At 67.5% G+C, this 12,944-nt stretch carries 9 protein-coding genes; 5 read left to right on the plus strand and 4 right to left on the minus strand.

The annotated features are described in order from the left end of the window. Positions 1–12: 12 nt before the first annotated feature. The 4 genes from ACQZF9_RS01085 to ACQZF9_RS01100 all read right to left on the minus strand — a co-directional run bounded on the left by ACQZF9_RS01085 (position 13) and on the right by ACQZF9_RS01100 (position 5,083). Positions 13–342, minus strand: coding sequence for a helix-turn-helix domain-containing protein (locus ACQZF9_RS01085; RefSeq protein WP_428311433.1), 330 nt, complete (start codon positions 340–342; stop codon positions 13–15). 200 nt (positions 343–542) lie between these two features. Beyond that, positions 543–770, minus strand: coding sequence for a hypothetical protein (locus ACQZF9_RS01090; RefSeq protein WP_428311434.1), 228 nt, complete (start codon positions 768–770; stop codon positions 543–545). Between the two features lie 66 nt (positions 771–836). Continuing rightward, the gene (locus ACQZF9_RS01095; RefSeq protein ID WP_428311435.1) at positions 837–2,174 is read right to left on the minus strand and encodes an MFS transporter; all 1,338 of its coding nucleotides are present in this window, start codon (positions 2,172–2,174) and stop codon (positions 837–839) included. Positions 2,175–2,338: 164 nt separating this feature from the next. Further along, on the minus strand, positions 2,339–5,083 hold the full coding sequence (locus ACQZF9_RS01100; protein ID WP_428311436.1) for a LuxR C-terminal-related transcriptional regulator: 2,745 nt from the start codon (positions 5,081–5,083) through the stop codon (positions 2,339–2,341). Positions 5,084–5,237: 154 nt separating this feature from the next. On the opposite strand from ACQZF9_RS01100, the gene ACQZF9_RS01105 reads away from it, so the two are divergent. Genes ACQZF9_RS01105 through ACQZF9_RS01125 form a run of 5 tightly spaced genes read left to right on the plus strand, consistent with a single transcriptional unit; the run spans position 5,238 to position 12,939 of the window. Further along, a complete protein-coding gene (locus ACQZF9_RS01105; protein WP_428311437.1) occupies positions 5,238–6,170 on the plus strand; it encodes an alpha/beta hydrolase in 933 nt (310 codons plus the stop codon). Continuing rightward, positions 6,167–7,951, plus strand: coding sequence for a trehalase family glycosidase (locus ACQZF9_RS01110; protein ID WP_428311438.1), 1,785 nt, complete (start codon positions 6,167–6,169; stop codon positions 7,949–7,951). Before ACQZF9_RS01105 ends, ACQZF9_RS01110 begins: the two co-directional genes overlap by 4 nt. 60 nt (positions 7,952–8,011) lie before the next feature. Further along, positions 8,012–10,354, plus strand: a complete 2,343-nt coding sequence (locus ACQZF9_RS01115) for a TonB-dependent receptor (RefSeq protein WP_428311439.1) — start codon at positions 8,012–8,014, stop codon at positions 10,352–10,354. Between the two features lie 20 nt (positions 10,355–10,374). Then, positions 10,375–11,934 carry an acyl-CoA synthetase gene (locus tag ACQZF9_RS01120; RefSeq protein WP_428311440.1) on the plus strand — a complete coding sequence of 520 codons (1,560 nt, stop codon included), beginning with the start codon at positions 10,375–10,377 and terminating at the stop codon, positions 11,932–11,934. Between the two features lie 21 nt (positions 11,935–11,955). After that, entirely contained in the window at positions 11,956–12,939 is a 984-nt protein-coding gene (locus ACQZF9_RS01125; RefSeq protein WP_428311441.1) for an alpha/beta hydrolase, read from the plus strand. Positions 12,940–12,944: the final 5 nt, after the last annotated feature.

Below are 12,944 nucleotides of genomic sequence, written 5' to 3' on the forward strand. Positions count from 1 at the left end.
ATCGGAGGTTCCTTAGGCCTGGGCCGCCTCGATCTCGGCGATGCGCGCTTTCGCCTGTTTCTTGCCGATACCGCGCAGCTGCGCGATCGCCTTGACCTGCTCGGCGCGCGGGGCGGATTTCTGCGCCTCCCAGTTGTAGATCGTCTGCAGGCTGACATCGAGCAGCAGCGCCATTTCGCGCGCACTAAGGCCGAGCTTGCTGCGCAGGCTGACAAAACCCTTTGCGGTGAAACGGACCTTGCTTTCATCGCCGGCAGACGCCGCGGCCGGCACGGTGCCGGCACGCTGCAGCTTCTTGATCTCGCGCTGCAATTGCTGGAGCTGCTTGCTCAGCTCCGACAATTGTTTTTTATGCTGAGTGGTCGCCGCCTGGATCGGGCTTACATATTGCCGGATCACTTTTTTGGAAAGGCGAGTAATTTCAGTTTTCAGCAGGCCGGCGATATCCGACATAAAAATTGGAGTACAGGGATCGTGTCCCTAGTATGCCAGCCTGCGTCCCGGCGATGCTGAACCTGCGCGATTCGCGGGATTGGTAGGGTTCAGCCCAGCGCCGCTTCGTCGGACACCACCGGCCGGCTTTCGCGCGTGGCTTTCATCGGCTTGCCCGGTTCACTGGCGTCGATGATTTCCAGATAGTCGTCGTAAACCGCGGTGATCGTCGCCGCGAACGGAAAACCGGCCAGTTTCGGCACGCGATAGCTGACGGTATCGCCGACCTTGAAACTCGTCGGATCGAAGTTGAATTCGAAGGGGCAGCTTTCCTGCATGGCGTTCTCCTGTTCTTCTGGCTGTGCCTATAGCGATACCAAAAAAACCGCCATGGCGTCCAGCCTCTATCGCGAGGCCACCGCCGGCAGCGGCGCGTTGCGATAGGCGAAGACGTAGCCGATCAGCGACAGCACCCCGGTGACGAAGCCGGTGATCGCCAGCGACGCGCCCAGATGCTGTTCGCCGCCCATCGCGCTGCTGGCCACGGTCACCAGCGTCGGCGCCAGGCTCAGGCCGACCACCGAATTGATGATGCCGAACGAGGCCATGCACACGCCGCGCTCCTCGTTGGGAATCAGCACCGTGATCGCCGTGGTGGCGACCAGGTTGATCGTGGTGCCGGCCAGCAGCAGCAGGCACAGCATCAGCGCGAAACCGGCGACCGTCGGCATCAGCGGGTACAGCGAGGTCGGGATGCCGATGCAGACCGCGATCAGCGCGGCGTACAGGATGCCGCCGCGGCGGCCGGTTTTCTGGCCCCAGTCGGCACCCAGGCCGCCGATCACTGCGCCGAGCACGCCGCCGACCATGATGACGCCGCCCATCCAGCCGGCGAATTCGCCCGGCGCCAGGTGAAAGTCGCGGATCAGCACCGGCGCCGCCCAGATCGTCGCCGCGGTATCCGCCATCGACACGCCCAGATGGCCGGCGAACAGCGGGAACAGGAAGGCGCGCCGGCCCCAGAGTGCGCGCAGGTTCGCGCTCAGCGCGGTATCGGTGGTCGCCACCTCGTGGCGTGCCGGCTCGCGCATCGCCAGCAGCGGTGGTACCAGCAGCAGGCCGCCGATGCCGATCAGGATATGGATCTCGCGCCAGGCCGGGCGTGCGCCGAACAGGTTCAACGGGTGCTGCTGCAGGTAAGTGAACAGCGAGCCGCCGAGCACGTAGCCGGCCGCGGTGCCGGCGACCGCGCCCAGGGCCACCACCACCAGCGCGCGGCCGCGGCTGTCGGCCGGGCACAGATCGGCGCACAGCGACACCACCACGGTCAGCGCGCAGGCCACGCCCAGTGAGGCGAGCATGCGCGCGACGAACAGCGCGTTGAAGCCGCTGGAGAAGCCGGTCCACAAGGTACCGATCGCGCAAATCGCGATCAGCCCGGCGAGCAGGCGGATGCGGTGGCCGTGGTCGGTCATCCACGCCACCGGCAGCGAGAACAGGCCGACGGGCAGGCCGGTGGCGATGCCCTGCACCAGACTGATCTGGAAGTCGCTCAGGCCCATGTCGAGCTTGACCGCTTCCTGCAAGGGGCCGAAGGCCATGCGCATCAGGCCGCCGGCGAACAGCACCACGGTCAGCCACAGGATCGCGCCCCAGGCGGTGCGCGCGATCGCCGCCGCCGATGCCGAAAACGCGGGCGATGGCGCGGCCGGCGGCGCGCTCGGATCAAACGGGGCGGGCATGGCGGCGCGTCGGCTCGGATGGATTCATGCGCGCCAACTTAGACCCGCACCCGGGCGCGCAGCCCTATCGTTTCGGTAGGGCAGGGCGAAGCCGGGAAGGGGCCTGGAGTGCATCGGCCGACGATACAGGCGGCGCCGGCGCGCAGGACTTCATCAGAGGTTCCTTAGCGCAGGATGTCGAGCGCCCGCGCCTTGGCCAGCGCGTCTTCGCGGGTGGCGGCGCCGAGCTTGCCGTAGATGTTGCGCAGATGCCATTTGACCGTGCCCGGCGACAGGCTGAGCTGGCGCGCGATGGTCTTGGCCGAGTAGGCGCGGCTGAGCAGCTCCAGCACCTCGCGCTCGCGCACCGACAACAGCTTGGCCGACGAGCCGTCGCCGGCAACCGCCGCTTGCGGTGCGGCCGGCTCCGCGTCGCCATCGCCTTCGATCAACCGGCGCGAGGCCAGCAGAAATTCGTGGCAGTCGGCCAGCTCCGCCGAGTTGCCCAGCCGCTCGATCAGCGGCAGCGCCGCCGCACCCAGATCGGCGACCACGCGCAGCATGCCCAGCTCGATCGCCTTGCGCAGAGGGCCGGCGGCGGCTGCGGCGGCTTCCTGCGCTTGGCCGCTGCGCAGCAGCAGCATCGCGCGCAGCAGGCCGAGACGCGTCTGCGCCAGCTGCCGGCCGCTGCCCGCGGCCACGCCGATCGCGCTGTCGATCGCCAGCAGCGCCGAGCGATCGTCGGCCTGCGCGAACGAGGCGTCGGCGTGCGCCAGTGCCGCGGCCAGGCGGATTTCGTCGCGCACGCCGCTGTCCGGCGGATAGCGCTGCGCCAGCGCGGCCAGGCGCGACAGCAGCTCGCGCTGCCGCGCCATCTCGTGCAGATCCAGCGCCAGCTGCAGCTGATCGTGCAGGCTCCAGGCGACCAGGCGCTCCAGGCCCATGCGATAACCGGCTTCTTCCAGGCGCTTGAGCGTGTGCAGGGCGCTGGCGTCGTCCTTGTCGATGCGCTCGATGCGCGCGCGCACTCGGTAACTCATCAGCACGCTGTCCGGCAGACCCACCGCATCGATCAGCTCCTGATGCTGTTCGAGCAGCTCGCGGGTCTGGTCGAGCCGGCCGAGCTGGTATTCGCCCTCGATCAGATAGCCGACGATGATGCCGGCTGCATCGGTGTCCAGGCTCTTCAGCCGCATTGCCGAGTCGAGCACCGGCAGCAGCTGTTCGCTGGCCAGGCGGAAGTTGCCCTGCACCAGAAAGCTGACGCCGGAAATCATGTCGACGAAAGGCACGGCCTGGTCGCGCCGCGACAGCTCGCCGTGACGGAAGCGCGAGCGCACCAGCTCGCGCGCTTCTTCAAAGCGGCCGCTGTAGATCAGCGAAAAGCCGGTGACGCTACTCAGCTGCCAGCTCTGCGCCGGCGGCAGCGGCAGCGCGCGCTGTACTTCGGCGATCGCGCGCCACTGCGCCGCGGTGTCGTCCTGCCGCAGATGCCGGTAGGCGCGGCACAGCAGCACCTCGCTGCGGATTTCGGGCCGCGCATAAGCCGCATGGCTTTCGATGATCGCGAGCGTACGGTCGAGTTGCTCCAGGCGGTTGCACGACACCTGCGCCTGCGCCGCGCACATCAGGATATTGATGCGGCCGCCGAGCTTGTCCGCCGGCAGCTTGTCGTACCAGGCCAGGAACTCCAGGTACTGCGCGCCATTGGTCATGCGGCGCCCGGCGCGGTCGACCAGCTCGACCAGAAAATCGACATCGCGGCCGAGATCGGCGTGGCGCAGGGCCTCGACATGCATGTTGCGGCCGGCGAACCAGTGGCTGGCGAGCCGGTGCAGATTGTGCAGGTCGACGTCGCCCAGCCGTGCCAGGCGCTTGTTCAGAAACGTCGCGAACAGCCGGTGGAAGCGATACCAGGGCTCGGCGTCGCTGGTGTCGATCGGCAGCAGGAACAGATTCTCGGCTTCGAATTTCGCCAGATAAGTGTCGGCGTCGGGATCGCCGGTCAGCAGCTGGCACAGCTCGCGGTTGAAGCGCCGGCACGCGGATACGCGCGTCAGGAAATTCAGCTCGGCCTCGCTGAGCTGGTGCACCGCCGAGGTCTCCAGATAACGCGTCAGCGCGTCTTCCTGCGACAGCGACAGCTTGTCCTGCTGGTCGAGCACCGCTTCGGAGCGGGTGTCGTTGCGCAGCGAAAACGTCAGCAGCTGCAGGCCCGCGGCCCAGCCGTCGGTGATGGTCTGCAGATTGCCGATGCGCGCCGCACTCAGATTCAGGCCGCGCGCGGCGACGAAGCGCCGGGTTTCGTCGAAGTCGAAACGCAGGCGATCGAAGCGGATTTCGGTGAACTGCTCTTCGGCGCTGAGACGAGGCAGATCCAGCGGCGGCCGTGCACGCGAGCCCAGCACCAGGTGCATGCCGGCCGGCGCCAGCGCCAGCCAGCGATCGATCAGCTGCAGCATCGGGAACGAGCCCAGATGATGAAAATCGTCGATCATCAGGTACGTCTCGACCGTGCTGTCGCCGAGGTCGTTGATCAAGGTCGCCAGCAGATGCTGCCAGGCGCGGCCGCCGGACCGCACGAACAATTTCAGGCCGTCGCCATCGCCGTCGGCATTGATCCGCGAGCCGGCCTGGCGCAGCGCTTCGACGATGTAGGTGGCGACATGCACGTCGTCGTCGTCGGCGCCGAGGTTGTACCAGGCCACCGCCGCGCCGCGCTGCAACAGCGCCTTGCGCCATTGCACCAGCAGGCTGGTCTTGCCGCTGCCGGCCGGGCCCATCACCAGGCTCAGCTTGCGATCGCGTCCGCTCTCCAGCTCCTGCAACAGCGCGCGCCTTTCCACCGGCGCACTGGCGACGCGCGGCGGCGCGAGCTTGGTGCGGATCAGCGGCAGTAAATCGGCGGGCGGTGGCGTGGCGGGACTCATGTTGCGCGCGTGAGCGGCGCAGACCCTGCGGTTGGCGGCGGCACAGCATAGCGAGGTCGCCGCGCCACCGCGCCCTACCTTTTGGGAAGGCTCGCCGCGACGCCGTCGCCGGAATACTCGATATCGCAAGCAAGCCCCACCGAGCGCGTAGACGATGAAGCCACCGAATTTCAGCTGGAAACTGCGCTGGGCGCTGCGCCTGATGCCGTGGCTGATACGCCTGCGCCTGATGCCCAGTCACGAATCGGTGGCGCGTTGGCCGCAGGCGCGGCGCAAGGCGCTGAAGCCTCCGGCATGGATGACGTTTCCGCCGCCGGCATCGGTGCACACGCAGATCGAGCGCATCGCCGGTGCCGACGGCGACATCGCGCTGAAGTGGTTCCGCACCCAGCCCACGCAGCGGCCTTCGATCCTGTTCATTCACGGCGGCGGCTGGGTCGTCGGCGGTCCCGACTCTCTGGATTACCTGTGCGCGAATCTCTGTGATCGTCTCGGCGTCGCGGTGGTGGCGGTCGACTACCGTCTGGCACCGGATCATCGCTTTCCGGCGGCGCTGCACGACTGCTACAGCGCCTTGCAATGGGTCGCGGCGCGCGCCGCAGCACCGGTGGTGGTGATCGGCGATAGCGCCGGTGGCAATTTGAGCGCGGCGCTGTGCCTGCTGGCGCGCGAGCGCGGCGGCCCGGCCATCGCGCAGCAGACGCTGATCTATCCGGCGCTGGACCTGGCGCTGGAATCGCCGTCGATGCGCATGGCCATGCCCGGCGCGCGCATCGACGACATGGCTGCCGCGGTACAGCACTATCTGGGCAATCACGACCGGCGTGATCCGCTGGTGTCGCCGATACACGCGCCGGATCTGCGCGGCCTGCCGCCGGCTTTCATCGTCACCGCCGACTACGATCTGCTGCGCGACGACGGGCCGCGCTACGCGCAAGGCCTGCGCGATGCCGGTGTGCCGGTGCGCTACGTCAATTATCCGGACATGCCGCACGGCTTTCTGTCGCAGCCGAAACTCTGCCCCGGCGCGCCGGGCGCGCTGGCCGACATCGTCGAAGAACTGCGCCGTTTCGTGACGCCGGCGTGAGCGACTTCGATCAGCTGGAATGGCGCTGGTCCGACGCGCGCGTGCTCGACGTCGCGGCCCGTGCCGAGATCGCCGCACGCGTCGCACTGGCACAGCAACGCCTGCAGCAGGTGCGCTATGCCGACTTGCCGTCGGCCAGCGACTGCCATCTGGCCGACGCGCTACCGGAGATCGTACCGGCGCGGCCGAGCGCGTCGCCGGGCATTGCCAGCCCTTTGCTGGAAGAAGCGCGGCAGCTGTCCTTGCATGCGGACTTCAAGCATCTGTCCGATCTGCGCCGGCGTGAACGCAGCGCAGGGGAATATGCGCGATGGCAGGCGCCGTTCGATCGGCTGCTGGCCTTGCCGGACCACGAAGTGAACCAGGCGCGCGCGGAAACGCTGCGGGACTACATCGCCTGGGCATTCGAAGCCGAGCCGACCTTCGATCATGCCGGCGGCGATCTGCTGGCGCCGCGCTTCGGCCTGGATCATCCGGATGCCGCGGTGCGCGGCGCATTCGACTACGCCGAATCGCAGTGGTCGCGCCTGCTCAAGACCAGCGCGCGCGCCATCGGCAGCTCGCTGCTGGTGATGCCGTTCCCGTTCCTGGTGCCGTCCGGGCGTTTCCGCGAGGCCTATTACTGGGACAGCTGCTTCGGCATCGATGGCCTGCTCGCCACCGGACGCCTGGAGGTCTGCCGCATGCAGGCCGACAACCTGCTCGAATCGATACGCCGGTTCGGCTTCGTGCCCAACGGCAATCGCGACTATTACCTGAGCCGCTCGCAGGTGCCGCTGTCGGCGACGCTGGTGCGCAAGGTCGTCGCCGCCAGTGAACGCGAATGGCGCGATGCCGGTGATGTCGAGCGCTTGCAACGCCTGCAGCGGTGGGTACGGACGCGCGCGCTGCCGTTGCTGGAGCGCGAGTTCGTCGACTTCTGGAGTGATCCGGCGACGCGTTTCGACGCCGCCAGCGGCCTGCATCATCACTGGGACGCGCTCGATACGCGCCGTCCGGAGCGGTACTCGCTCGATGCCGAAGACGAACTCGGCCTGCGCCATCGCGACCTGCGCGCCAGCGCCGAATCCGGCCTGGATTTCACCGCGGTGGACTGCGGCGATTCGGGCCGCATCGAAACCTCGCGCATCGCCACCGTGCTGCTCAACGCGGTGCTGTGCCGCTTCGCCGGCGATCTGGCCTGGCTGGCCGACTACGCCGGCGATACGCAGACGCAGCAGCGCTTCGACGAACTCGGTCAGCGGCGTCGCGACGCGCTGGAAAGCCATCTCTGGGACGAAGCCAGCGGCACGTATCGCAATTTCCATCTGGACACGCAGGCGCGTTCGGCCCACCTCAGCTTCGCCACGTTCGCGCCGCTGTTCGCGCAGGCCTGCACACCGGCGCGCGCCGGGCGCGTGGTGCAGGCGGCGCTGCCGCAGCTGGAGCGGCGCGGCGGCATTGCCGCGTCGAATCTGTGGGAATCGCCGCATCAATGGGACGGTGGCAATGGCTGGGCGCCGGTGCAGATGATCGCGATCGAAGGCCTGTTGCATTACGGCCATCAACTCGATGCGCAGCGCATCGCCGGCAAGTGGCTGGCCAAGCTGGGCGCGATGCACGCGCGCTTCGGTCAGCTGTTCGAGCGAGTCGATCTGGACGGCACCGATCTGCCCGGCGAGGGCTGCGACCAGTACCCGGTGCAGGAAGGTTTTCTGTGGACCAACGCGAGCCTGGCGTGGACGGCGGTCAGCGTCCTCGGCCATGCGCTGTTGCCGCTGGATGTGCGTACGGCGGCCTAGCGCACAGCGCGGCTGTCGATCGGTAGTGAGGCGATATCAGGCTTGAGACCTGGAGAAGACATGAAAACCAACAACACAACGAAGAACAATGCCTGGAGAGCCGCGGCCATCAGCACCGTCCTCGGCTGCTCTAGCACTGCAGCTGCGCAGCAGGAGACGCTGGCGACGATTGCGGTCGACACGGCCGAGCCGGCCGAGTCGGCGCCGGAACGCGGGCGCGCAAGCGACACCGTGCAGTTGGAGGAAGTGATCGTCACCGCGACCAAGACCGAACGGCGGCTGCGCGATATTCCGGCGAGCATCACCTCGCAGTCCGGCGAAGACCTGGAGCGGCGCGGCGCGCAATCGGCCGAAGACATCCTGAAGACCGTGCCCGGCGCCAACATCACCTACACCGGCGACAGCCCGGCGCGCGTGACGATACGCGGCATCTCCTCCGACGTCGCGACCAGCCCGACCACCGGCATCCTGTTCGGCGATGTCTCGTTCACCGACACCTATGTGCCCTTCGTCGCGCTGGATCCGAATCCTTTCGACCTGGAAAGCGTCGAAGTGCTGAAAGGCCCGCAGGGCACCCTGTTCGGTGCGTCCGCCTTGAACGGCGCGGTGCGTTATGTGGCGAAAAAACCGGTGTTCGGGCAATGGGACGCGCGCTACTTCGGCCAGTACACCGCGGTGGCCCATGGCGGCATCGAGCCGAGTTACGGCGGCGCGGTGAATGTGCCGCTGGGCAGCGACGACGAACTGGCGCTGCGCGTGGTCGGCTTCGTGCGCAATCAGCCGGGCTGGATCGACAACCAGCGCCTCGGCAAGGACGACGCCAACAACCTGGATCAGGCCGGCGCGCGCGGCATGCTCGCCTGGAAGCCGGACGAAGCCTGGGATCTGGGCCTGACTTACGCCTGGCAGAAAACCCAGGCGCACGATCCCGCGGTGGCCAACAATCACGACGGCGAGTTGAGCAACGACAACCGGCCGCGGCTGTCGTACAACAACACCCACTACAACTTCGTCGACCTGTCGGTGAAGCGCAGTTTTGACTGGGCCGACGTCACCTCCGATACCGGTTACGTGGTCAAGGGCGGGCACAATTTCTTCGACGCCTCGCCGCGATTCGTGCCCACCGGGCCGTTCCCGATCGTGGCGCAGGAATACTTCGCGCATTCCAATACCGTCAGCCAGGAGCTGCGTTTTTCCTCGCCCAAGGGCAACGGCTCGCCATGGCGCTGGGTCGGTGGCGGCTTCTTCTTCGACCAGCGCCTGAAGGAGCGCCTGCAGGTGCCGCTGGGCGGCGACGGGGCATCGGTCGAGCAGCTGCTGCCGCTGATCGAGGCGATCGCGCCGGGGCTGGCCTCGCAGTTCGCGACCACCGGCCAGGCCGACCTGGATTCCGGCGATCTGGACGTGCGCGTGCGCGAAATCGCGCTGTTCGGCGAAGTCACGCGCGAGCTGTTCGACGACTTCGAACTGACCGTCGGCGGCCGTCTGTACAAGACCCAGTCCGGTGGCACCAACACGCAGAGCGGCATCGCGGTGCTGGCGCTGTATCAGACCACCGCGCACATCGTCGACGAGACGATTCACGAAAGCGGCTTCAACCCCAAGGCCTCGCTGACCTGGCATGTGACGCACGACGTGCTCGCCTACGTGGCCACGTCCAAGGGCTTTCGCGTCGGCGGCGTCCAGCCGGGCCTGGTGACGCCGCTGTCGAGCAACCCGGGGCCCAGCGTGTTCAAGTCCGACACGATCTGGAACTACGAGGGCGGCCTGCGCACGCAGTGGTTCAACAACACGCTGCATGTGGATCTGACCGCGTTCCACGAAGACTGGAAGAAGCCGCAGACGGTGCAGAACGACGGCTCCGGCCTGGGCGTGTACATCGACAATGTCGGCGGCGTGCAAAGCACCGGCGCCGATCTGGCGGTCGACTGGCTGGTGTCGTTCGTGCCGGGACTCAAGCTCAGTTTCGCCGGCAGCTATGCCAGGACCGAGACCACCAAGTCCTATACCTCGGCCAGCGGCGACACCGCGGCGGCCGGAACGCCGTGGCCGCTGGCGCCGCGCTGGCAGACCGCGTCGACGGTGTCGTATCTGCGCCCGGTCGACAACTGGCTGCTCGGCTCGCAACTCACGCACACGTATCTGGGCGGCTCGATCTCCGACATCGTGTCGCGGCGGCCGATCTTCGGCTACCAGCAATGGGACGCGCAGCTCAGCGTCGCCAATCCGGCGATCAGCTGGCTGCCGGAGATCGCGCTGTCGGTCAACAACATCGGCGACGAGCGCGGCATCGTCAACCGGTTTGCTTCCACCACGCCGACCGCGGAGACCGCAGCGTCCGAGGTGTACTACCTGCAGCCGCGCACCGTGATCCTGCGCCTGAGCGGCCATTTCGGTAACTGATAGATTTTTGGGAACGTGCCATGTCGAAACCTTTTCTGACCCAGTCGCTGCACGCTGCCAGGCGCCAGCATCCGCAGCGCGGCGCCACCGTGTTCAATGGCCGCCGGACGTCCTACGAGGATTTCGGATCGCGCGTCAGCTGCGCTGCCAATGGCCTGCGCCAGCGCGGCGTCGGCGCCGGCGATCGCATCGGCATCCTGTCGCTGAATTCCGACCGCTATCTGGAAGTGTTCTTCGCGGTGTGGTGGAGCGGCGGCGTCGTCAACCCGGTCAACGTGCGTTGGAGCGCGCACGAGATCGCCTATTCGCTGGACGACTGCGGCACTTCGGTGCTGTTCGTCGACGAGAGGTTCGCGGCGCTGGTGCCGGAGCTGGTGCAGCTGTCCAGCTGCCTGAAGACCATCGTCTACATCGGCGACAGCGCGGCGCCACCGGGCATGTACGGCTACGAGCAGCTGATCGCGGAGAACCAGCCCTGCGACGACGCGCAGCGTGGCGGCGACGATCTGGCCGGCATCTTCTACACCGGCGGGACCACCGGCCTGCCCAAGGGCGTGATGCTGTCGCACGCCAATCTCTATGGTGCGGCGATGAGCGGCCTGGCCGAAGGCCTGGTCGACGAAGGCGACGTGGTATTGCACGTGGCGCCGATGTTCCATCTAGCCGACGGCATCCTCGGCATCATGGGCTTCATGCGCGCCTGCACCCACGTGGTGGTGCCGCGCTTCGCCACCGAGCTGGTGCTGGCCGCGATCCAGGACGAGGGCGTGACCAATACCCTGCTGGTGCCGACGATGATCCAGATGCTCATCGACGATCCGCAGCTGTCGCGTTACCGGCTGGGCTCGCTGAAGCGCCTGCTGTACGGTGCCTCGGCGATCAACGAGGCGGTGCTGGAACGCGCGATCGCGCGTCTGCCGGGCGTCGAGTTCGTGCAGCTCTATGGCCAGACCGAGATGTCGCCGTTCGTGTCGGTGCTCAAGCACGAGCGTCATGTCGGGCCGAACAACAAGCTGCGCTCCGCCGGCCGGCCGCTGGTCGGCATCGAGGCGATCATCGTCGACAGCGACGGCCTTGAACTGCCGCGCAACCAGGTCGGCGAGATCGCCACGCGCGGTGCCGGCGCGATGCTCGGCTACTGGAACAAGCCCGAGCAGACGCTGGCCGCGATGGGCAGCGGCTGGATCCGTAGCGGCGACGGCGCCTACATCGACGACGACGGCTTTCTGTTCGTCGTCGACCGGCTCAAGGACATGATCGTTTCCGGCGGCGAGAACGTGTATTCGGCCGAAGTCGAAAACGCGATCAGCCGACACAGCGCGGTGCTGGCCTGCGCGGTGATCGGCATCCCCAACGAGCGCTGGGGCGAAAGTGTGCACGCGGTCGTCGTCATCCGTCCCGGCGTGACGGCGCCGAGCGCCGACGACATCAGGCAGCACTGCCAGTCGCTGATCGCCGGCTACAAATGCCCGCGCAGCGTCGAGTTCCGCGACTCGCTGCCGCTGTCCGGCGCCGGCAAGGTGCTGAAGATCGAACTGCGCGCGCCGTACTGGCGCGACGCGACGCGTCGCGTCGCCTGAGCCAGCCACCCGGGAGCGGGCATGAACGCAACTCAAGGGCTCAAGGGCCGGCGGCTGAGGCTGCTGTTTTTCGTCAGCGCCTGGATCGTGCGCCTGGGCTTCGGGCCCAGCGCGGCGAAAATCACCGGCACACCGGTCGAGGCGCGCAAGGCCAACAAGGCCGCTGGATGGACAACCTACCCGCTGCCGCGTGACGTGGCGATGGTCTACGACCGGATCGAGTCGCGCTCCGGTCCGCTGCTGATCAAGAAATACCAGCCACCGCAATTGAACCGGGATGCACCGCGCGTGCTGTTCCTGCACGGTGGCGGCTGGATCCTCGGCGGCGTCGACACGCTCGATCATCTGTGCGCCAAGCTCAGTCGCAGTGTGCAATGCCGGATCGTGTCGGTGGATTACCGGCTGGCACCCGAAACCCCGTTCCCCGGCGGCCTCGAAGACTGCTACGACGCGCTGCAGTGGCTCGCCAGTGATGCCTCGCTGGGGCCGATGCCGGCCGGCGGCATCGCCGTCGTCGGCGAAAGCGCAGGCGCCAACCTGGCGGCGGCGCTGTGCGTGCTCGCCGCGCGCCGCGGCGGTCCGGCGATCCGCCACCAGACCCTGATCTATCCCTGCGTCGACGCGACGCTGTCGTCACCGTCTATGAACGACGGCCCGCCGGGCTTCCGGAAAAAAGATATCCAGCAACTGATCGGGCTTTATCGTGGCGCCGCCGCGCTGACCGATCCGCTGCTGTCGCCGCTGTTTGCCGAGAATCACGCGCAACTGCCGCCCGCGCTGATCATCACCGCAGACCTGGACCCGGCGCGCGACGACGGCGAGCGCTACGCGCAATGCCTGAACGCCGCCGGAGTGCCGGCGCGCTATCTGAACTACTCCGGCATGCCGCACGGCTTTTTCTTCATGCCGCGCATCTGCAAGGCCGAGGCCGAGGCGCATGCGGAGATCAGCGCCACGCTGGCGGCGCTGGCCGGCGGACGCTCTTGCCACGACCTTGGACAGTGATCAGC

It is taken from the genome of Hydrocarboniphaga sp. (assembly GCF_965279055.1).
Taxonomy (GTDB): domain Bacteria; phylum Pseudomonadota; class Gammaproteobacteria; order Nevskiales; family Nevskiaceae; genus Hydrocarboniphaga.

Bases quoted from the DNA above. Each gene is read 5' to 3' on its own strand.
- ACQZF9_RS01100 (WP_428311436.1), bottom strand. From the start codon at position 5,083: ATGAGTCCCGCCACGCCACCGCCCGCCGATTTACTGCCGCTGATCCGC.
- ACQZF9_RS01090 (WP_428311434.1), bottom strand. From the start codon at position 770: ATGCAGGAAAGCTGCCCCTTCGAATTCAACTTCGATCCGACGAGTTTC.
- ACQZF9_RS01095 (WP_428311435.1), bottom strand. From the start codon at position 2,174: ATGCCCGCCCCGTTTGATCCGAGCGCGCCGCCGGCCGCGCCATCGCCC.
- ACQZF9_RS01115 (WP_428311439.1), top strand. From the start codon at position 8,012: ATGAAAACCAACAACACAACGAAGAACAATGCCTGGAGAGCCGCGGCC.
- ACQZF9_RS01120 (WP_428311440.1), top strand. From the start codon at position 10,375: ATGTCGAAACCTTTTCTGACCCAGTCGCTGCACGCTGCCAGGCGCCAG.
- ACQZF9_RS01105 (WP_428311437.1), top strand. From the start codon at position 5,238: ATGAAGCCACCGAATTTCAGCTGGAAACTGCGCTGGGCGCTGCGCCTG.
- ACQZF9_RS01125 (WP_428311441.1), top strand. From the start codon at position 11,956: ATGAACGCAACTCAAGGGCTCAAGGGCCGGCGGCTGAGGCTGCTGTTT.